This is a genomic window from Treponema putidum (assembly GCF_024401155.1).
Classification (GTDB): domain Bacteria; phylum Spirochaetota; class Spirochaetia; order Treponematales; family Treponemataceae; genus Treponema_B; species Treponema_B putidum.
Genome location: NZ_CP038804.1, coordinates 1,846,226 through 1,867,511, shown reverse-complemented (window position 1 = coordinate 1,867,511; position 21,286 = coordinate 1,846,226). Strand labels below are relative to the sequence as shown.

Sequence of the window (21,286 nt, the reverse complement as noted above, 5' to 3'; positions counted from 1 at the left end):
TCCATAAACTTTTTACAGTAAATATCAATTCCTTTAGGCTTATCCCCTAGCTCCTACAAGATAAAGATATTGAATTGGAAGCCCATATATTTCAGCCTCTTCAAACCCTTCAATCATAGGAAAATAGGTATAGGTACGTCCGTCGATAAGTTCGATGGTAATAATAAAGCCGAACTCATCATTTAAGCTGTAGCTTGCTTTTTTTATATCTTTTAGGCTATGCGGTTCAATATATTCGGAATCTTCGTTTTGACCTGCAATAAGCTCACAAATAAATTGTTCCGTCCGTCCTTGGAGCATATCCATACATTGGAATGCGATATAGTCAGGTTTAATATACTGCAAACAAAAAGCCGCATCATGGGCATTAAGAGCTTTTACAAAACCGCTCAATAATATATTGTAAATATCTGACTCATCATCGGTTTCTTTTAGCACATAATCGTTAATGCGGACAAATTTTTCATTTTTCCACTTAAAAATCATACAATCAAGCTGGTTTATCATTACCGCAAGCGAAGTATTGTCCCGCAGCGGATAAAAACGTATCAAATCATTCATACCTTCAAGTGCAGGGCTTTTTTTTACCTGTTCTTTTATTGCTTTTATGCCGAAATCATTTGTCTCGGAAAATTTGCCTTTATTGTAAAGGTAAAAGACCTCAGGCCCGGCACCGCCGTAGCTTACCAAAATAAGCTTTTTACCGCCTTTTACATCCCAATAGCACATTTCAAAACCGTACTCGCTTTTAAGGCTCAAATATCGGTTTTCATCATCGCAGACCTCAATGTACGAATCCCTGCGTGCCGTATCCAAGTTAAAATTGTCAAAAACAGGCTTTAATACCTTTTCAGGTAAGAGCTTAAAGAGCGTTTTGATTGTTACAGTGTCCTCTGCAAAAAGCAGAGAATTAAAACCCGCAAAAAGCACAAGGCTTATCATAACCAATGTGACGGCCTTTTTCATATAAAAATTTCCCCCTAGCTGTTGATTAAAATTAAGTTACGGTTAATTATAACACACTTTGCATCATTTTCCAAGTAAAATTATATTAAAATTAGATTGAATATCTACAGCCATCTCGCTCAATTGACTAAAATCGTTTTTTGATGTACAATAACAACTTGAGAATATTATGACTGAAAGACCTGTACAGAGTAAATTGAACAAGGCATTAAGCATCCTCAAGCAAGGAGACCTTAAGGGAACCTATGCCGAACTTGAAAGGCTGTTGAAGGATGACTTGGAAAATGCAGAAATTGTCTATACTCTAAAGGGTGTTCGCTTTTGGGATGATAAGTTAGAAAGAGCAAAAAAAGCTTCAACACCCTTAGAAAGGGCTGAGATGATGATTTCGCAGTGGAAACCTTTTTTGTCCTACATCCGCCGCCAAGGCGAAGAAAAAGAATCAATCATATATTCTTTGAAATGTGCCGTTTTTACGATTGCATTGGAGTTTTACGCCGATCTTTTTAATGAAGATTCGGAGCTGCCTGATTCTGAACCGTATCGTAAAATCGGGCTTTGCTATAAGGTTCTCGGAAATTATGAAAAGGCACTTGAGTTTTTGAAGTATGCCGCCGAGATCGACAAGAATTCGGGTGCCGTTTTAGCCGACTTAGCCGATTGTTATGCCCTTTATGGAGAAATAAAATTTGCAAAGGCTTTTTTTAGAGAGGCCTTTTTTATCGATCCTGACGGGATTGAGATGCAATTTCTCGAATCGGAAATTATTAATAGGCTCATCCATAAAGTCAATAGTCTTGGTTATAAGGCTGAAGAAATTGCCGATTGGGTTCCCGTTTACGGTGTTCTTGACGGAATTTTTAATGTAAAACGGGAACTTAGAGCTTTTGAAGTAGGACAGTTGAAGCAAAACATCTTTTTGATGGAAGGTGAGGTTCAAAATGCCTCTCAAGAGCAAAAAAACAAACTTGTACCGCGGTTAATAAACCATTACTTTTGGCTGATTGACCATTATGTAAGTGTAAATGAAAACAAGTCAAAAATAGATGACTTGCTTTTAAGAATAAAGGTATTGGATCAAAATATATATAATTGCTATATGAGATAGCATATTTTCGGAGGATTTATGTCTGATATACAAAAACAATTGATAGAGATGCTCAATGAAGAAAAATGGACTAGAGCAGCTATAGGTAACTACACAACAAAGAATTTTGAAGATCTATATAAATTAGTATCTACAGCAAAAAAAGAAAATGTTGTGGACGAAATCAAGGAAATATGTGATGAACATTTAACACACACAAAAAACAGTATAATAGCTCTTTATATTTCAAGTATAATATCCCTTTCAAGTCAGCTCTTGGACGATTCAAATGTTGTAAACTTAATAGGAATATTTACCGACAACCATCGAACACAAATAGTCGAATATCTTTGTAAAAAGGTACTTGAGTATGGAGAGTCTAAATTTGCCCTCCGTACTCTAGCCGACTGCTATAAGGCTGCCGGAAGCGAAGACCTTTATGATATTTGGGAACGCTTGGTCAAGATAGATTATGATGAAGCCGAAATTGCAAAACTTTTGGCCGAAAAATACGAAAAAGACGGAAATACTGAAAAATCAATTGAATATTATAAAAAAGCCCTTTATCGTTTTATCAACCGTAAACAAATAAACGGTATAAAAGAAATCTGGTCAAAACTGGTAACCCTAATCCCCGATGAAATAGATTTTTTCTTCCGAATACAAGCTAAAATTACCGCCATTATGGACAGCGGTCGAAATTTCATATTGATGCAGGATGTTTATCAATATTACAGGGATAATGAAAACTGGGATATTTGTATAGATATTTTAAAACTAATTCTTTCCTATGATGAAAAAGACAGCTGGGCGCGTGAAGAAATTATTGAATGCTTTAAAAATAAGTATAAAGATCACAGCCAGCTTGCGGAATGTATTAAGGTTTCGGATTTAAGCCAGCCTTGGCGTCCCGTATTTGATGCTATTGCAGACTTTGAAAAGCATATTTCTTTTGATACGGGCTCCTTTGTATTCCATCGTACTTGGGGTGTAGGACGCATTGCTTCAATCAAAGATGACGGCTTAGTGATAGATTTTGCAAAAAAACGAGGGCACAGTATGAGCCTTAAAATGGGAATTACCGCCCTCCAAATTTTAGATAAGGAACATATCTGGGTATTAAAATCTACAATAAGCAAAGAAGTTCTTGCAAAAAAAATCAAGGGAGACCCCGAGTGGACGTTGAAGACTATCATAAAGAGCTTTGATAATAACTGCGATATGAAAAGGATTAAACAGGAAATTGTTCCCTCGCTTTTAACTACAGGCGAATGGACAAGCTGGAATACAAAAGCTAGAAAAGTCCTAAAAGAAAATCCTATGTTCGGTATAAATCCCGATAATATTGATTTTTACACTGTGCGTGAGCGCCCAATTGCCGCAGAAGAAAAACTTTCAAACGAATTTAAGGCTCAAAAGAGCTTTTTTGCCAGAATTGAGCTTCTTAATGCCTATGATACCTCCGAAAATTGTGATGACGAATCCGATACTTTCCGGGAAATGCTTGACTATTTTGAGGGCTTCTTAAAGGCCTTTAGTCAGGTAAATGAGCAGGTTGTTTGCGCCTATATTCTTGTTAAAGAATTTATTGCCGACAAGCAGCTTATATCTGCCGTAAAACAATATAACTTTGCAGAGCTTTACAGCCGCATTGAAGATCCTATGGAAGTTTATTCTCAAATAAAGGATAAGGTTTCAATAAAAGGACAAACTCTTCGTCAAAAATTCTTAAGATACATAAAAAATCTTATTCCGAATTGGGAAAAAGAATATATCAAACTGTTTCCTACCGTATTATCTTCAGAAATGTTGGATGCGTTAATAGAAGCCGGATCTACCGATGATGTAAAGAATTTGGTCAAGGACTGTTTTGAAAACTACCGAATTTATCGAAGCGCGGTTATTTGGTTCTTTAAAAATATTCAAGAAGAAGAATGGTTTAAAGAACTTGATATCAGTTTAGAGCAGCAGCTTATAGTGCTCATACACATTCTTGATATTACATACAGAGAAATTGCTTCAAGAAGAAATACAACCGAAAACCGAAAAATCAACCATCAGGTTCACACAATTCTGTTCGGCAAGGATGAACTCTTGCAAAACTTTATAATTGAAAGCGATGTAGATACAATAACGAGACTTTATACTCTCATAGGGGATATTAAAGACCTTGACCCAATGGTTAAAATGAATATTAGGGCTAAAATTGTTGAAAAACATAAGGACTTTAAATTCTTTGATATTGAAGAAAAGAGCGTTACCGCTCACGGCTTGATTGTTACTGCCAAGATGCTTGATCTTAAAAATAAAGAGCTTATTGAAATCAGAGATGTTAAAATTCCGCAAAATGCAAAAGATATCGGCTTTGCTCTTTCTCTCGGAGACTTGCGTGAAAATGCAGAGTACAAGGCTGCAAAAGAAGAGCAGTCCCGCTTGAGCAATGCTCTTACCAGATTGCAGGATGAACTTGATAGAGCTCAAATTTTCGATCCTACGACTGCTACTGCAAAGAAGGTCTACTTCGGCAGTAAGGTAAAAATTCTAAACAATTTGACAAATGAAGAAGAAGAGTATACAATTTTAGGCCCATGGGAATCGGATCCTGCAAACGGTATAATTTCTTATATGTCTCCCTTGGGAAACGGTTTGTTTAACCGCAAAAAAGGAGAAGAGGTTGAATTTGAAGTAAATGATGAAAAAAGGAGCTATAAGATTATAGATATTGCTATTGCGAATTTAAAATAATTCAGTTGGGGCATTGAGGTCTTTAGTTTAGGAGCTCAGTCCCCATAGCTGTATTCCGAAGGAGGAAAAAATGTTTAAACGAGTTTTGCTGTGTTTGTTTTTATTCGTTCTTTTTGTACCTATTCTTGCACAGACCCCGCCTAAAACAAATGCAGAAATTGTAATCTTAATGGACACATCCGGTACGATTCTTCCATATTACGAGGATATTAACAATCGTGTTTTGACGGAAATTAACGATAAATTTGTAAGAAGGGGTGATACCGTTCATGTTTTGTCCTTTAATGCGGATGCCCGTTATGAAATGTCTCAAAAAATTAATAGCGAAAAGGATATTTCCCGTGTTGTTTCAAGGTTTTTACTTTTATACCACTTAGGTAAGAGTTCCGATTTTTTAACGGGGCTTCAATATGCCCGACAATACGGTTCAAATTTGCCTGAAACAAAAGAGAAAATATTAATTATAATCTCGGATGGAATTTTTAATCCTCCTGCTTCAAGCCCGTATAAAAATTATACCGATGATCAGATAAAAAATGAAATAGGGCTCCTCGCAGGAAGTATTAGAAAAAGAGGCTGGAAAGTTTATTATGTTAAACTTCCTTATCCTGCCGATGCCGTAATACGAGGATTGGATGGCGAAGAATTTTATAATCCGGGTGATTCAGGTGTTTCTGGCGGTGCAGCGGGTATGGCCGGTTCCGAGAATTCCAATAGTGCCGGCGGCTCTTCAGCAAATAATGGCGGAACAAGCAGCGGCACATCAGGCGGCAGCTCTTCCGGCAGTACGGGAGGAACGGGCGGCTCTTCAGTAAATAATGGCGGAACAAGCAGCGGCGCATCAGGCGGCGGCTCTTCCGGCAGTACGGGAGGAGCAGGCGGCAGTTCTTCAGATTCGGGTTCGGGTCAAGGCAGCTCAAGCGGAGAAAGTCTTACAGATGTTTCAAAAGCTTTTAAGGATGCATCCGGGGCTTCAAGCAGCGAGCTTTCTAAGGATAAAAATGACAAGTTTACAATTACGGACAATGCCGAAAACCTACCGTTGGTAAGATTCCCCGAAGGGGGGCTTGAAGCTCACGGGAATAAGCTTGACTTTTCTTTTGACGTTACAAATAACTCCGAGGAAGATATAGAACTCCATTTAACACACATTGTAATTGATAATGGGGTAAATATAAATACCATACCTGTCGATTCACAGAATACAAAGATAAAATCGGGTGAAAAAAATGTTCCGATAAGAGTGTCGGCCGTGCTTCCGCCCGAATACAAAGACGGTAATTACAATATAATTATGCGTTTAGAATTTGAGGAAGGAAAGAGAGTTTTACCTCAAGTTCTTGAAACATCCTTGTCCGTATTCCCGACAACCTTCCAAAAACTAAAAGAATCTAACGGTATTTGGTTAATTCTCCTTGGAATTCTTTTATTGCTTCTTGTGATATTTTTGATTATATTCTTTGTGCGAAGACGAGGCTCAAGCTCTACAGGTAATAATGTCCGTTATGCCTCTGCAAATAATCAGCTTAATTACCAAGAAGAAGATAAACGCTATCCTCATCAGCTTTCTGAAGAAGATGACCATGCAAACCGCTTAAATGCTTTTAGCTCTTCATCGAATACTTCTATATATTCTGAAACCAAAAACTTTGCAGGGGACGGAAGTTCCATGTATTCTGCGGATAACTTGGATCGTGTTGCAGCCCAAAAACAAGATGATGAGATATTGCGAAGGCGTGTTCTGGCGGCTTCTTTTGCAGTAAAGGAACCGAGAGGCACATATATGTCTCCGGCTAACTTTTTTGAGACAGTCGAAATAAAGCGTAATCAGTCAGGTATGACTGAAATTTATGTTTTAAATCAAAATAGAAATATAGGAAGACGGAATATCCACATAATGAAACCCGGAACCAGTTTGACAATAGGGGGAGGTAAGACGGATAACTTCTTAATCTTCTTGGTCCCGTTCCCTTCTCATTTGGCCCAAGTTAGGTATGACGGTCAAGATTATCATCTGGCTATTCTTAAGCCTAAATATTTTCCATATGAAAAGTCGAATGTTATAAATAACTGTATCGGTAAAACAGTTACCATTGTATCGGATAAAGGATATCATGTATACTTTACCTTTAGGGAATATGAGAATCCGACTGAAAAGTTAAATAGTATTTTAACATCGATTAAGTACGATTAGCTGCTGTTTTATAATTATAAAAAAAGCCCGCAAGTCTTTAGGCTTGCAGGCTTTTTTTTATTCGGTTTTTAGCAATTCGGCTATCTCGGGCCTATTCCATCTGAGGGCAACCTGATAAGGCGTTTCACCTGCGGTGTTTTTTGCATAAATGTCTATTCCGGTAATGCTTATTAAATCTTTGACCGTTTGCATATCTGCAAATTTAGCTGCATAATGGACTATACCGTCACCAAGCGTATCGGTCTGTTTTAAAGAGAATTCTGCCGCAATCGGAACAAAATCGGTATGATTTGTAAAGATTTCCGTTATTGCCGATATACCTTTATTGTTTACGATAAAAGGATTTGCCCCTTCGGCTAAAAGAGTCCTTGTGCTTTCTTTTTGGTTGTTTTGGACTGCAAGTAAAACAGCCGTTTCTCCGTTTTTGTTTCTTTTATTTATAGGATAGCCTTTTTTTATAATTATTTGGAAGTAGTCCGGTCTTACTTTTTCTTTTACGGCTATGTGTAATGGCGTATCTCCGTCAGTGTCAGTTAAAAGACTGTCATTGCCCAACACAATATCTACGGTTTTTATATTTTTATTCAGAGCAAGTATAAAGGGTGTTTTTCCATAGGCATCACGGGCTAAAGGGTTGCCTCCTGCGGCACGTACAAGAATAAGGCTTTTTTCAGAAATTTCTACAGCTTCATGAAGGGGCGTCCTGCCGTACATATCCTGTTGAACGGGGGAGGCGCCGTTTTTTAATAATAATTCTATAGCTTCGGTTTGATTTGCAAGGACAGCTTCAGATAAAGGAGACTTTCCTGTTTCGTCCGCTGAATTTACGTCTACCTTAGCCTTTAAAAATATATTTATAAACCTTATTTCTCCCTGTTTTGCGGCTTCATGTAAAACCGTTTTTCCTGCAAAGTTTTTTGCATTTAAAAGTTTTGCATATTCATCAGCGTCATTGCTTAAAATAAAATCTGCGGATTTATATGCTGACCATCTTACTGCGGCATGCAAAATCGTATTCCCCATAAAATCTCTGGCATCTATGTCGGCTTTTTTGTTCGTTCCGTTTTTAAGTAATGTTTTTAAAACCGATGGATTGTCCGACTTTACTGCACTAAAAAGAGGTGTTTCGTTATTTGCATTCCGTGAATTTATATCGGCTCCTTTATCGAGCAGATAGATCATCATTGGAACAATCTGCCATTCGGCTGCAAGGTGAAGGGGGGTATTTCCTGCTCCATCCTTAGCGCCTATTGTATGCGAATTTATCATCCAATCTTCTCTGCCGTCCCCTAAGGTCATAGCAAATTTTAAGGGACTTTCACCGCTTAAGTTTGCATAAAATATATCGGCATTATTTGCTATCAATATTTCGCCTGCTTCACGGTAGTTTTTTTCGACTGCGATATGAAGGGGCGTGTTCCCCAGCTTATCACGTGTATTTATCAAGCTGTTTTTTTCTACCAAATAATAAATAATATCGGAACTTGCCCTATGACTTACAGCTAAATGAAGAGGGGTTGACCCTTCGGAATCTCTGTCGGCACTGTTTTTTTCGGTAACAACATGTTCGACCATGGGCAGTCCCATACTTAATGAATGGATAAAGGCTGATTCTCCTGACTTATCCTCTGCATGAATATCGGCGCCATGATTTATTAAAAAATCTACTTGCTGTGTTTGGTTCCGTTCTATGGCTAAAAGAAGAGGTGTTTGTCCCTTTTTATTTCTCTCATTTATGTCGGCACCGGATTTTAGGAGCTGGTCGAGAATATCATCATCCATACCGATTCGGGCTGCAATGTGGAGAGGTGTTTCACCATAGTTATCTTTTAGATTAGGATTGGCTCCCGCAGTAATAAGCTCATTAAATAGTTTTGAGCGTGAGGCCTCCGGCATAACCAAATGGAGGGCTGTGTTTCCTGAGGAGTTACGGCTATTGGGATCGGCTCCGGCTTGTAAAAGCAATATAGCAGCTTCTACTTTTCCGCTATAAACGGCTTCCTGCATTGCCGTTGAGCTTGAAATATCTTTTACATCGATTGGAACTTTATTTTTAATTAAAAAGTTTAAAAATCCCGTATAACCTTTTCTTGCAAAAATATGAAGCAGGGTTTCACCGTCTCCGAAACGCATTGAATAATTTCGGGCAAGGGAGGCTGTTTCGAATTCGGCAAAGTCTTTTCCCATCGGGTGTATGCCGGCAAGTAAAAGCATAGAAGCGATTTCGGCGGCTGTTTCGGAATCAGTGTATTTGTAGGCTATGCCGAGGGGGCTTAAATCCTCTTCATTATATTCTGTTCCGGGGGAGACTATAGCTAAAATTTGTTCCGTAAGTTGTTTATCCAATGCTTCTACTGCAAGATGCAGGGCTGTGTTTTGATTTTCATCTTTTTGCTTTACGGTTTGAGCCGTCAAAATTAAATTGGAAACATTTTTTTTACAGGCTGTATCGAAAGGCTTTTCGCCCTCATTATCTTTAGCAAATATATTTGCGTTGTATTCAACTAGAACCTTAACGGCATCATAGGCCGAATTGTTTAGAGCTGCTTGAAGAGGTGTTGCTCCCGTGTTATTTTGTGCTTCCAGATCAGCGTCCATATTTATTAAAAGGCGCACAATTACAGTATCGTTTTTAATAGCTGCGATATGTAAAAGGGTATTCCCATCCTCATCCCTCATATTTACGGCAGAACCGTTAAGTCTTTCCTGTAATTCTTCCGATTTTCCTGCTTTTATAAGATCAATTAAAGTTTCTTCTTTTGGTGCAGGCGTTGTTTTACATGACATAAGATTTACCGCAATTAAAACTAAAATAAATGCGAGTTTAAATAATTTTTTGGTTTTAAGAATAATATTTTGCATAAGCGTATAGTCTCCCCGCTTTAATATCGGCTTTAATCAAATTCTCTTTAGAATGGTGATTAAAAGAGAGGAATGTTTTACTTATTTTGAACTGCAGCTTCAATAAAATCCCTAAACAAGGGATGAGGCTTATTAGGCCTTGAAGCAAATTCCGGATGGAATTGAACAGCCACAAACCAAGGATGGCTTTTTAGCTCAACAATTTCTACCAAGTTACGTTCAGGATTAAAGCCGGAAAAGACCATATCCGAATTATTAAATTTTTCTCTATAAATATTGTTAAACTCATATCTGTGGCGGTGTCTTTCCTTAATTTCGTGGGATTTATAGGCTTTTTCTGCAAGAGTTCCTTCCGTTATCATACATCTGTAAAGGCCTAGCCGGAGGGTTCCGCCGATTTTTACATCTTTTTGATCGGGCATCAGGTCGATAACCGGATTTTTTGCATTTTTATCGAATTCGGAAGAATTTGCTTCTTCAATATGCAGGGCGTTTAGGGCGTATTCGATAGCCGCAATCTGCATACCTAAGCAAATTCCGAAATATGGAATTTTATTTTCGCGGGCGAATTGAGCCGTTAAAAGCATTCCGTTGATACCTCGGTCACCGAAACCTCCCGGCACTATAATACCGTCTGCATCCTTTAAAAAGGCTGCTGCGTCATCTTTGGTTTCTATTTTTTTTGAATCGATCCAAATAAGTTTGATTGAAGTCTTATGGTAAATACCTGCCGCAGTTAAGGCCTCTACAACGCTTAGATAGGCATCGGGGAGCTCTACATATTTTCCGACGAGGGCTATGGTTATTTCTTTTTCGGGCTTGTAGTAGGTTTGCACCATTTTTTTCCATTCTTCAAGATTAGGTTTTTTGTTTTCGATATTGAATAGTTTGCACAAAACCTTCCCAAGGCCCGCTTCTTCCAGCATTAAAGGAACCTCGTAGATAGACTTTGCCGTCAAATTTTCGATTATTGCATCCTGCGGGATGTTGGAAAAAAGGCTTAATTTTTCTCTTACCGGTTTTGAAAGGCGTTTTTCGCTTCGGCAAATTAGAATGTCCGGCTGGATACCGAAACTCAAAAGCTCTTTTACGCTGTGCTGCATCGGCTTTGTTTTGATTTCGCCGCATTCTTTTAGATAGGGTAAAAGACCTAAGTGAACGAACATGCAGTTTTCTTTTCCGACGGTGTACCTGATTTGGCGGATAGCTTCGATAAAGGGGAGGGCTTCTATATCTCCCACAGTACCGCCTATTTCGGAAATAACAAAGTCGGCTTCCGTTTGTTCGGCTGTTCCTATGATTCGGGATTGGATTTCGTCGGTAACATGGGGAACAACTTGGACGGTTCCGCCGTTATAGCCTCCGGCTCTTTCCCTGTCCAAGATGGCAAGATAAACTTTTCCGGCTGAGGTACTGTTGAATTTATGCAAGGGAACATCGGTAAATCTTTCATAATGTCCTAGATCTAGATCCGTTTCGCCCCCGTCTTCCGTAACAAAGACTTCACCGTGTTGGTAGGGGTTCATAGTGCCCGGATCCACGTTTAAGTAAGGATCGAATTTTTGATTGACTACGGAATATCCGCGGCTTTTTAAAAGCATTCCTATAGAAGCTGCCGTTAGGCCCTTGCCTAAAGATGAAACAACTCCGCCTGTTATAAAAATAAATTTAGATTTCATAATTTTCTCCCGACCAAAAAAAAAACGGCTGAGCCTCTTGTCGGCTTCCAACCGTGCTTTAGTATAACCTATTTTTCATTTATTCGCAAGGGTACCGATACAACTATTTAACAAGGTTTTTACACGATGCCCTAAAATAAAAATTAAATTTGCCGATGCTTAAAGATATTAAAAGTGGTGCATTTAAATTTATACAAACAAATATCCTGCCTAAATAGTACCGTAAATATTAAATTATGTATAAAAACAAAAACTTGTGGGGTAAATGTATGTGTAAAAGTAAAGACAAACCGGATATGGAGAAAAACAGCAAAATAGCTGAAAAAGTTTTTATAGAAAAAAGAATAAAACTTTTTTTAAAAGCAGCAAAAGAGCATCCCGAAAGATTCCGATACGGGATAAAGCCTTTTAATTGCAGGCCGAACTTGTTAATAAAGTATCTAAATGATTCTAAAAAGATATAGGGAATCTTTAAAACCTAAAGTTATACTTTCAATAAAATTCGACAACCGTAGAAATCTTCAGATTTCGAGGCTGTCGAATTGTGCCGCTTAAAATAAGCCTTCTCTTTTTGAATGAGTTGTCCGCAAAACCGGTAAAAGTTTGTCTGTTAGCGATATATTTTGGCTGGGAGGGAAAGCGGGAGAATGGCGTTTTTTAAGAGGCTATTTGGAAAATTCTTGAAAGTCTATCTGATAACAATAAGATAGTACGGAAGTATGAATAACTAACTGCTAATCTGTTTTTTTAATTTTTTCAGTTACTTTTTTCATTATTTTATGCACAAAAATCAACAATACCCCGACGCAGAGCATCGGGGTACAATGCTCAACGTTTCGCGTTGTATGTTCTCATAAGGTGGTTGCAGTCGGCTTTAATACCCTTTGTTACGGCGCAGAGCCTACGTTGTGCAGCAACAGGGTATTAAACCCTCGCACGAATCATTATACGCTTCTTGAGCGCACAACGTCATTACGCATATAGACAGCAATGCTGTAAACGCTGCCGTTACCGTTCGTATCTTCATAGTATCATCCTTATTTGATAAATTTCAGCAGTTTCTGTTGAAAAAACAGATTGTGAAAAACCTCTTTATGTACCTTTATGGACTATTATAGAAGTTTACCCAAAAAAAGTCAGTGAGAAAAACGTCATTGGATACCGTGGCATTTGTCATCTTTTTCTAATGATTGTTGATATATTTAATTTTATAAGATATTTAAGCGATACGAATCCAATACGCCTCCCCACTACCGGCAGCTTTGGGAGAAGAGCAGGAGATAGATAAATGAAAGAGAATAAGTGATTGCTTGTCATATGTTTACTAGATATTTCTATATCTCTTTGCTTAAGAAAAACTCTTTACGACTAAAGATGAAAAATATGTGTTAATATCTTTAGCCAATAATTCCCATTTAGGATTATTCACGCCGTGCGGAGCAGTGTAAACAAGTCCATCGTGCAGAAAAATCGGATCTCCATTACACGTTGCAAATATGAACTGTGCATTCAAATAAGAATATTCTTCTTGTATGGCTGCAAGTTTCTCAGCCGGAGAGAAACGGACACTATTTATCTCCACGTCGGAAGGGTTGTACTTTTTATAAAAAGCTTTTAAATCATTTGGAACAAAATCAAGAGCACCGTCATAGTTAGAAAAAACATTTCTTTTATCTTGTGTAACAGCCTTTTCAATAAATTCTAAATAATTCATATAACCTTCCTATACTAAGAAAAACGGATAGCATTTTTTGATTGTGTATATCCGTATTTTTTCAACAAAATGGCGCTGATGTACAGAAGAGGCAACGGAATAGGTAATTATAATTATTCCTATACCTATAGACACAATAATTCCTGCCCAACCACCATAAATTCCTTGCGCTGCTATAGATACGGCTAATAAGGAGAGAGAAAACAAAGCTTGTTTTCCCGTCTGTATCAGCGCAGCCTTTGTGCCGACAACTTTTAGCCTGAGTTTTAAAAACTGATATGTAGAGAAAACGGCGATTGTCAATAAACCTACCGCACTCATATTAACCATTTTCAAAATATTATCGGTGATAGTAACACCGACATTACCCAGTATACCCAAAACAGCCTGCGAGGTTACTTCTCCTATTGTTCTGCCAATACCATAACCGACGACTGATAGCAGTCCCGATTCTATGCCGTTTTTCAATCCTGTCGCTGCTGCAAATTTCAATGTATCTGGAGTTACACCTGATCGAGCAAGAGTAGTAATAAAGCCGATGGTTAATCCGACCCCGGTTCCAATAGCTGCGACTAATCCAAGACCTTGCAACTCATTTTTTAAGACACGCTTGGCATTGGTCTTTTCAAGCATCTCGTTTTTGTCGATCATTGGTTTATTGCTTTCGTTTTGAAAACTTCCGCCATGACCTTCGTTGCGGTGTTGCTCCCTGCTCTTGTAGAATTTGATATTATCGGGATTAGTTTGTTCTTCAGGATGATATGCAACACTTTGTTGGTGATGTCCCTCTGCGCCTCGCACAGTATCATGTTCCATAATTTGCGCTTTCTCTTCAGTATTCCAATTCGCAGATCCGCCACCGCCCATTTCAATATCCGCTTTCTCATACATCCAAGCTCTCTTGACACCTATGCTACGTGCAACGCTATTTGGAGAACTAAGATCATATCGTTGTACATCACTTATTCGTAAGTCATTAAAGTTTGCCAGATAATCATTGAGTTGAGCATTATGTCTATTTGTAGTAGACATTGTTGAAAATGATACACCGGAAAGCGGAACGGCGGAGAAACTTCCGGCGTATGAAACACTTATACCGGTACTGCGCACCGTTGCTTGCCGGTAAAAAGTTAAACTACAATTGTTCTTTAAGGCTGTTAGCATAAATCACATCCACCGTGATTTCGTTCGCATTCTACTGAATATCGTGTCAGGGTAAGTTTACCGTCATCATCAAGTTTGCTAAAAATATATGAATAAACATGATTAAAATAAATCAATGTCTCATTAAATAAACGAGAAGCATCAAATGCAAAAAGTTTTGTTGATGCAAGATGAAACAATTGGGTTTGATCTTTATACTGCTTCTCATTTTTACGAAATTGCTCAAATGCTAGAGCAAACGCGTCAACTGCTTGCCTGTTATAGGCGATATTTTTTTTGTATTCCAGTTGACGCATTTTCATACTAATGAATTCCGTATGATCTTTTGTCAAAGATCCGTATACCGAACTTTGTTCATCAGTCAATGCATCTTTATCAATTTTACTGTCAAGCTTCCCAATTTGAGCGAGAATATCGTCAAATTCTTTTTGTGTATCAACTTTCTGCAATGTATCTTTGAGCGCATACAATTCTTTTAAGCACTCAGTATTAAACGATTCAATCTCGCGGCGCTTTTTTTCGTTATTTTCTAAATTCTTTTTTTCGATTTCATCAAAAATAGCACTAATGCGTTGCCGCTGTGCAAAGAAAGTTTTAATAGATTCATTCGTGAGCGCTGCATTTTCAGAATAAAAAGCAAGAGCTACATTCGCTTGTTCTGCAAAACTACTTCTATCTGCAAATGAGGGGAGCGTTTCCGCTAATGTACAAAGATACGAAAAATATGCAGAAAAAATTTTCTCATCTCCGGGATTTCGATTAAATAAATTGCGTCCGACTAATAGGGCTTCTTCTATTTTTTCACCGTTTTTATATTCCTCAAATAAACTAAGCATTTTTATCCTCCTGATAAATGTTTTCGCTTGTAAAGATTATCGATCCGATATTGTACAACGGATTTTATCGAAACAATCGGACAAATAATTTAGAGTGTTAATTTTAGATTCTATCTCTTTAATATCATCTTCGTTAACTATATTACGAAGATTCTTGACATACGTATCCCATTCTGTGTCTAATTTTGCAATTGCTTGCTCAATAGCCGTTTGGGTTTGTTTCCAATACTGTTCAATGCTGCTAGAGAATTTTTGACTAAGCTCTTCTTTTTCAAAAATAGCGACAATTTTTCTAGCGACAGCCTTTTTCCATCCACCTCCGAACAAGTTTACAAGACTTAATCCTCCCGTAATCAAAAATTCGACGAGCAAGCCGATTGGCCCAAAGATCGAGGTTGTAACGACAGTGTAAACAAGAGATGAAACGACTGAAAAACTGGCACACGTAAATAAAAGTCTAGAGAAAGTACTTCTTGCAAGGAATGTCCCCAATCCTCCAAGTATTCCAAAAGAAAGAGCTGATGCGAATGTCCGTTCGGTATCAAAGTCTACAATAATACTATTGTTTTCAAAAAGCTGTCCGATACTTTGCTCATAGAAAGTAACATACTTTTTTATTTTTTCGGCTAGGACATCCTTCTTTTCCGCAAGAATTGTTTCACACTGCTCTTGTATCATACTCTGTAAAGTGCTACCAAACAATTCAATATCAGCTTTTTTGTTCTTTACGCCTTTTTTTTCCATAAGGCGGACAAGAGCATCTATATTGATGGTTTCCGCAATATACTTGCTAAATTCCTTGATGGATTCAGAGGAAAGGCGAACGATTTCCTGTTGAATATCTTTTTTGTGATTACTATTATCCTGCATTCGGGGAAGTTCATTTTCTTCAATTGCAGTAAGCAACATTGCATATTTCTCATGATCATCAATAATTCCCTTATACTGTTGAATTTTATTGATGATAGCAGCCTTTCGAGCTTCAACATAGTCTCGTACAAAAGATTTTGTTCTTTCGTCTATGATAATAGGTAATGATTCGAGAACTTCAGCCAAAGCAGCATTAAACGGTGAGCATATATCCGGGATATCAACAGTGTATGCAAAGAAACGGGAGCGAAGCTCATTAAAGCCGTTGTCTGCATATGTATAACCTGATACTTTTTCCCGATTAGTCCAATACTCATCAGGAAGTGTTTTCAATAAATTAGTGCAACCTGCATCCAGTATTTCCTTCAGTTGTACCTTGTTGCCATTACTTACCGTATGCGCCTGAGACGCAATAACAAACAGATTAGAAAGAGGCTGTAAAGGATTTTCATCCTTTTTCTCCCAGATAGGGAGCTCACTTATATTGCGTTTCAAATAGATAATATCTTCGATTCGCATAAATCCGTTGGCTTGTGAGAGATAAAGCACCACATCAGCTCTTTGTGCCGCAGCAAAAGTGATATTGTCATCGTTTTCGGTTTCCGTACCAAAGCCGGGTAAATCTACAATATCACAAGTTTTTAAAATAGGCGCGTCAATAAAAACTACGGCTGAGCAGGCGCCTTTTTCGTAATTTTCTCCTTGTCGCGTTCCAAAAGAGCGCAAAATTTCTATACCGCCTGCCCCGATTTTCCAAGAGCGGCAATAAACTTCATCAGGGAGCTTACGTTCATCCCACAAATGTTCTGTTTCACTTTGATTGGCAAATACCCACACATCTTCTTCGATAAAAGAAGGCTTATCCGAAATGTGCTTAATATAAACTGCAACGGACGTTGTCGGAGTCCATGCCGTAGGCATTTTATCGGTACCTAACAGTGCATTAATGAGAGCACTTTTCCCTGTATCTGAGCGTCCTACAACTGCGACTTTAGGTTTCACGAGATTTGCAGCTATACCGCACTGCAAATCCTCAATATAAGATTTACGGTATTCATCCGGAATATGCATTTCTTCTAAAATCTCGGAAAAAGAATTGTTAGTTAATTTCATGTTTTTCCAAGTGTTTTTCACATCCAGAGGTTTAGGAATCGGTTTCTTCCATCCCGTCAATTCTTCGTATGTGGCACCGGTTTTTTCAAGAATCCTTTGTATCACTTGAAACTGCATACTACTTGGGTCTTTCTCCCATCTTGAAATATTGGACTGCTCAACGTCAATCAACTCTGCAAAAGCAGACTGCGTTATTTTAAGTTTATCTTCACGAAATGATTTCAAATCCATATAAAAAGTTCTCCTTACTATGAATATAGATATAAGGTACAGCTAAATATAGAAAAAGTCAATACTTTTATGCAAATATGAATAATAAAAATATTCTTATGGATATATATATATATTGCTTTATAGAATATATTTAATATGCTAATATTGCTTGAAAGATTATTAAAGACACGAGATAAAATCTACGCATAATAATTGAATATGAATATTTACCTTTTTGAAAACTTGAATCAGCCAACCTTGACTGTGTATACAAAATAATGCACACTAATAATGAAGAGGAAAACGGTGCTGACCTCTGAGCGGGATGTAGAAAAAAAGAAATCGATGAGTACTATCGTAATTATGACGTTTGAAGAAATGATGAATATGCCGTTGACACAGGAAGAAATACAGAGTATCCACAAAGCTGCTGCTAAAAAACAGGCAAAGTAAACAGAACACGATCCTGAATGGACACTCTTACAGCTTACTGTCCGAAGAACGTACGCTTTTTATCAGGTTTTCTTTCCTTCCCTCTCCCGTCTCTTTTACTCCATATCCTTAAAGTGCCGTTTTAAGATGAGCTTGCCAATATAGATGCCGACGATACCGAAGACGATGGCGGATACGATGCCGATGACGGCAAAGGCTCCGGTAAAGTATTGCACATATTCATGCATTTCTTCCAGGCTTATTCCCATTTTCTGCCACTTTGACAATTTCCGTTCCAAAAAGAAAAGAAAGGGAAACGCACCTCCGGCAAAATAGGCTGCCTGAGTCAGTCCGTGACCGATGCCGATCGAAAACGTTTTGAATCCTGTTTTTGCGATAATCACATCGGCTATCAAACCTGCAATGACAACAAAAATTAAACAGTTAATACTTCCCATTCCGGTCAGCGTAAAAAGCGCAACGCCTAAACCGGCAAGCAGCATCAATACACCGAAACGCCTGACAGTCTTTACAATAAAAAGCACAATAGCCCCATTAGAATTCCCGTCATACTGGGCGCAAACACGTGCATAACGGGGATAGTAACGGATGTCAGCATTCCGACCACATAAATCAATAATACCCCGACGCAGAGCATCGGGATACAATGCTCAACGTTTCGCGTTGTATGTTCTCATAAGGTGGTTGCAGTCGGCTTTTATACCCTTTATTACGGCGCAGAGCGTACGTTGCGCAGCAACAGGGTATTAAACCCACAAAAATCAAATTAAATGACATTGTAATAATACATAATACAGACGAAATTACTATGCTAAAGAATGTATATTTAAAAGTATAGATTGCTTTATTTATTATAAATATGCTTACCGGTAAAAGGATTATACTTGATGCTAATATAGGTCTAATATCTATTTTTTACCCGTAGTGGATGCCGTTACACGGCTACATAACGCAAAAAAAGATGGAGTGTGCGTGCGAGCTGTTGAAGCAAAGCAATCTCTATGTTGCGGAAATTGCCTACCGGCTCGGTTATAAAAATGCGGGAAGTTTTTCCGTTCAATTCAAAAACTATACCGGTGTACTGCCGTCGGAGTACCGTACTCATCCTCCAATCGAAGCTGAAAAGCAGCCGATTACTTTTGTATGACTTTAAGGTGCCATCCGAGTATGCGCTTTTTCATTCCCGCAATGTCGAGGACTCCTTCGGCAAAGCCCTTGCGCACCAATTCTTCCGGAACGTATTCATCGTATTTTTCAAAAACGGGAACTTCTTTCGGATAGACAAGCTCTATCGGATTGAATTCCGTTTCGGCTTCTTCTGCAACAATTTTGAAAAATTCTTCTTCGCTCGCCTGCATCGTAAACTGCATATAATATGGGCGGGACGGATTTAAGCCTTTTAATCCCAGCCGCTTTGTGCAGCGCAGTTTTAAAAAGCGTTCGAGCGCAAGAAAGGCGTAGGTTCCCAGCCACGGGAACAGTGCCCACATTTTGCCTCCGAGATTGATAAGCGGCCGATTTTGCATGAGCGCCTTCTCAAAGGTTTCCCGTGCATCGGCAAGGCGGCAGACGGCGTGCCGCATCAAATATGGATAGGCTTTATCTTCCGAAAGAACGCCGTACATCCGCTCCAAAATGTGCGTGTGTATGTCGCCGGCAACATCGCCGAAATACGCGGGGATATTGCCTTTAACCAACGTGCAATATACTTCACGTTTTTTATGGTCCACTTCGTCGACCGCCCATACGCGGCCCGCAATGGCGATTTTGTCTCCCGCAGGCGGCGGCTTTACAATGGTGCCGAGCTGCTCCGAGCCTGAGCGCACGGTGTATTCGATGTTTTCCTGAAACACCGCGTAGAATTTGTAATCGTTGACGATTCGCTCGCCTGCAAGTCCGACAATGAGCCCTCCGTTTTCCGTACGGTTTATGTGATCGATTTCGAGCAAGTGCCGAAGCAGCACGCGGTAATCGTCTTGAGTGATTCGATGAAAAGCCGACAACGGCAAAACTCTGGACGCAAGTTCGGCGGGCGTCATTTCTCCGCGGGAAGCGAGCGTACTCATCGTTTGATGATAGAGCAGACTGAAGGGCAGCCGCTGTGTCCTCGGCGGTTCAACAAAGCGCTCTTCGACATACAGCTGTACGAGTGCGACGCCCTGAATGAGATACCACGGAATCATATCAGGCAGCATGGCTCTCGCTTCGGGGTGATCTTCGCGCATGACGAACCACATTTCGGAAGGATTGCCGCGGCGGCCGGTGCGGCCCATGCGCTGCAAAAAGCCCGAAACGGTAAACGGCGCATCTATCTGAAAAGCGCGCTCAAGTTTGCCGATGTCGATGCCAAGCTCTAGCGTTGCCGTAGCGCAAACGCTCATAAGCGAATCGTCGTCCTTCATTTCTTCTTCGGCGCTTTCGCGATAAGAAGCGGAAAGGTTTCCGTGGTGGATAAGAAAGCGGTCGGCTTCGTGATTCGCTTCGCAGTATTGGCGCAGGTATTGGCACACGGACTCGCATTCTTCGCGGGAATTGGTAAACACGAGGCATTTTTTTCCGCGCGTGTGTTCGAATATGTATCCGATGCCGGGGTCGGCGGCCTTCGGTGCCGTGTCGGTTGCGGGCTCTATAATCGGCGCTTCCGAAAAGGCCTCTCTGCCCTCGTCGGCTTGCGGAGCGGTATTGAAAAAATGCTCCATAGAAAGCCGCCACACTTCCTTTCCGCCGTCAAAACGGGGAATGACCGTCTTTTTGCTGCTGCCCGCCGAAAGAAATTTTCCGGCTTGTTCGGGATTTCCGATGGTCGCGGAAAGCCCGATGCGTCTGGGATTACACGATGCGGTTTTGCACAGCCGCTCGATAAGGCAAAAAGTCTGCAAGCCGCGATCGGCGCGGAGAAGCGAGTGTATTTCGTCGATGACGATAAAGCGCAGATCGCCGAAAAGCGAAGGGATTTCCATGTGCTTGTTGATCATCAAGGATTCCAAAGATTCCGGCGTTATCTGCAATATACCCGCCGGTTTTCGCAGGAGTTTCCGCTTTTGAGACTGCGGCACATCTCCGTGCCAGCGCGTAACGGGTATTCCGGCTTCTTCGCACAATTCGCCCAATCGTCCGAACTGGTCGTTGATGAGCGCTTTGAGCGGAGCGATATACAAGACGCCGACGGACGAAGACGGATTTTCTGCAAGCAGGCTCAAAATCGGAAAAAATGCCGCTTCCGTTTTTCCCGATGCGGTTGACGCGGTCAAAAGAACGTTGTCATCCATATTAAAAAGAGCGTCCCCTGCGGCATTTTGCACGGCGCGCAGCATTTGCCATCCCGAACGGTAGATATAGTCCTGTATAAACGGTGCGTATCGGCTGAAAACATCCATAGCGGTCTTTTCC

At 39.7% G+C, this 21,286-nt stretch carries 14 protein-coding genes and 1 pseudogene; 6 read left to right on the top strand and 9 right to left on the bottom strand.

The window, feature by feature from the left end:
• Positions 1 to 39: 39 nt before the first annotated feature.
• Positions 40 to 966, bottom strand: coding sequence for a hypothetical protein (locus E4N74_RS08630; protein ID WP_044977611.1), 927 nt, complete (start codon positions 964 to 966; stop codon positions 40 to 42).
• Positions 967 to 1,135: 169 nt separating this feature from the next.
• On the opposite strand from E4N74_RS08630, the gene E4N74_RS08625 reads away from it, so the two are divergent.
• From E4N74_RS08625 to E4N74_RS08615, 3 genes are all read left to right on the top strand, one after another.
• Positions 1,136 to 2,074 (top strand): tetratricopeptide repeat protein, encoded by a 939-nt coding sequence (locus tag E4N74_RS08625; RefSeq protein WP_255804987.1) that lies wholly within the window; start codon positions 1,136 to 1,138, stop codon positions 2,072 to 2,074.
• A gap of 18 nt (positions 2,075 to 2,092) precedes the next feature.
• Positions 2,093 to 4,798, top strand: coding sequence for a transcription elongation factor GreA (gene greA, locus E4N74_RS08620; RefSeq protein ID WP_044977609.1), 2,706 nt, complete (start codon positions 2,093 to 2,095; stop codon positions 4,796 to 4,798).
• Between the two features lie 70 nt (positions 4,799 to 4,868).
• Positions 4,869 to 6,992, top strand: coding sequence for a vWA domain-containing protein (locus E4N74_RS08615; protein ID WP_044977608.1), 2,124 nt, complete (start codon positions 4,869 to 4,871; stop codon positions 6,990 to 6,992).
• Positions 6,993 to 7,049: 57 nt separating this feature from the next.
• On the opposite strand, the gene E4N74_RS08610 is transcribed toward E4N74_RS08615, so the two are convergent.
• On the bottom strand, positions 7,050 to 9,854 hold the full coding sequence (locus E4N74_RS08610; protein ID WP_255817238.1) for an ankyrin repeat domain-containing protein: 2,805 nt from the start codon (positions 9,852 to 9,854) through the stop codon (positions 7,050 to 7,052).
• A gap of 77 nt (positions 9,855 to 9,931) precedes the next feature.
• Positions 9,932 to 11,533 (bottom strand): CTP synthase, encoded by a 1,602-nt coding sequence (locus tag E4N74_RS08605; RefSeq protein WP_255817237.1) that lies wholly within the window; start codon positions 11,531 to 11,533, stop codon positions 9,932 to 9,934.
• Between the two features lie 269 nt (positions 11,534 to 11,802).
• On the opposite strand from E4N74_RS08605, the gene E4N74_RS08600 reads away from it, so the two are divergent.
• Positions 11,803 to 11,997, top strand: a complete 195-nt coding sequence (locus E4N74_RS08600; RefSeq protein WP_044977605.1) for a hypothetical protein — start codon at positions 11,803 to 11,805, stop codon at positions 11,995 to 11,997.
• A gap of 884 nt (positions 11,998 to 12,881) precedes the next feature.
• Here E4N74_RS08600 and E4N74_RS08595 read toward each other — a convergent pair.
• The 4 genes from E4N74_RS08595 to E4N74_RS08580 are packed head-to-tail and all read right to left on the bottom strand — an operon-like array spanning position 12,882 to position 17,461.
• Positions 12,882 to 13,247: a hypothetical protein gene (locus tag E4N74_RS08595; RefSeq protein WP_255817236.1), complete on the bottom strand. Its 366-nt coding sequence runs from the start codon at positions 13,245 to 13,247 to the stop codon at positions 12,882 to 12,884.
• Positions 13,248 to 13,256: 9 nt separating this feature from the next.
• Entirely contained in the window at positions 13,257 to 14,411 is a 1,155-nt protein-coding gene (locus E4N74_RS08590) for a hypothetical protein (RefSeq protein WP_255817235.1), read from the bottom strand.
• On the bottom strand, positions 14,405 to 15,247 hold the full coding sequence (locus E4N74_RS08585) for a hypothetical protein (RefSeq protein WP_255817234.1): 843 nt from the start codon (positions 15,245 to 15,247) through the stop codon (positions 14,405 to 14,407). Before E4N74_RS08585 ends, E4N74_RS08590 begins: the two co-directional genes overlap by 7 nt.
• Positions 15,248 to 15,283: 36 nt before the next feature.
• The gene (locus E4N74_RS08580) at positions 15,284 to 17,461 is read right to left on the bottom strand and encodes a dynamin family protein (RefSeq protein ID WP_255817233.1); all 2,178 of its coding nucleotides are present in this window, start codon (positions 17,459 to 17,461) and stop codon (positions 15,284 to 15,286) included.
• A 273-nt stretch (positions 17,462 to 17,734) separates the two neighbouring features.
• On the opposite strand from E4N74_RS08580, the gene E4N74_RS08575 reads away from it, so the two are divergent.
• Entirely contained in the window at positions 17,735 to 17,896 is a 162-nt protein-coding gene (locus E4N74_RS08575) for a hypothetical protein (RefSeq protein ID WP_255804976.1), read from the top strand.
• Positions 17,897 to 17,991: 95 nt separating this feature from the next.
• Here the strand turns inward: E4N74_RS08575 and E4N74_RS08570 are convergent.
• A pseudogene (locus tag E4N74_RS08570) lies at positions 17,992 to 18,509 on the bottom strand (MptD family putative ECF transporter S component); the annotation flags it as partial.
• A gap of 315 nt (positions 18,510 to 18,824) precedes the next feature.
• Between E4N74_RS08570 and E4N74_RS08565 the strand changes: the two are divergent.
• Complete coding sequence (locus E4N74_RS08565; protein ID WP_044977604.1) at positions 18,825 to 19,043, top strand: helix-turn-helix domain-containing protein; 219 nt, start codon at positions 18,825 to 18,827, stop codon at positions 19,041 to 19,043.
• On the opposite strand, the gene E4N74_RS08560 is transcribed toward E4N74_RS08565, so the two are convergent.
• Positions 19,030 to 21,273: a DEAD/DEAH box helicase gene (locus E4N74_RS08560; protein ID WP_255804974.1), complete on the bottom strand. Its 2,244-nt coding sequence runs from the start codon at positions 21,271 to 21,273 to the stop codon at positions 19,030 to 19,032. The genes E4N74_RS08565 and E4N74_RS08560 overlap by 14 nt on opposite strands.
• Positions 21,274 to 21,286 lie beyond the last annotated feature (13 nt).

Bases quoted from the DNA above. Each gene is read 5' to 3' on its own strand.
- E4N74_RS08590 (WP_255817235.1), bottom strand. From the start codon at position 14,411: ATGCTAACAGCCTTAAAGAACAATTGTAGTTTAACTTTTTACCGGCAA.
- E4N74_RS08560 (WP_255804974.1), bottom strand. From the start codon at position 21,273: ATGGATGTTTTCAGCCGATACGCACCGTTTATACAGGACTATATCTAC.
- E4N74_RS08615 (WP_044977608.1), top strand. From the start codon at position 4,869: ATGTTTAAACGAGTTTTGCTGTGTTTGTTTTTATTCGTTCTTTTTGTA.
- E4N74_RS08575 (WP_255804976.1), top strand. From the start codon at position 17,735: ATGAAGAGGAAAACGGTGCTGACCTCTGAGCGGGATGTAGAAAAAAAG.
- E4N74_RS08580 (WP_255817233.1), bottom strand. From the start codon at position 17,461: ATGGATTTGAAATCATTTCGTGAAGATAAACTTAAAATAACGCAGTCT.
- E4N74_RS08565 (WP_044977604.1), top strand. From the start codon at position 18,825: ATGCCGTTACACGGCTACATAACGCAAAAAAAGATGGAGTGTGCGTGC.
- E4N74_RS08585 (WP_255817234.1), bottom strand. From the start codon at position 15,247: ATGCTTAGTTTATTTGAGGAATATAAAAACGGTGAAAAAATAGAAGAA.
- E4N74_RS08595 (WP_255817236.1), bottom strand. From the start codon at position 13,247: ATGAATTATTTAGAATTTATTGAAAAGGCTGTTACACAAGATAAAAGA.
- E4N74_RS08630 (WP_044977611.1), bottom strand. From the start codon at position 966: ATGAAAAAGGCCGTCACATTGGTTATGATAAGCCTTGTGCTTTTTGCG.
- E4N74_RS08610 (WP_255817238.1), bottom strand. From the start codon at position 9,854: ATGCAAAATATTATTCTTAAAACCAAAAAATTATTTAAACTCGCATTT.
- E4N74_RS08605 (WP_255817237.1), bottom strand. From the start codon at position 11,533: ATGAAATCTAAATTTATTTTTATAACAGGCGGAGTTGTTTCATCTTTA.
- E4N74_RS08625 (WP_255804987.1), top strand. From the start codon at position 1,136: ATGACTGAAAGACCTGTACAGAGTAAATTGAACAAGGCATTAAGCATC.
- E4N74_RS08600 (WP_044977605.1), top strand. From the start codon at position 11,803: ATGTGTAAAAGTAAAGACAAACCGGATATGGAGAAAAACAGCAAAATA.
- greA (WP_044977609.1), top strand. From the start codon at position 2,093: ATGTCTGATATACAAAAACAATTGATAGAGATGCTCAATGAAGAAAAA.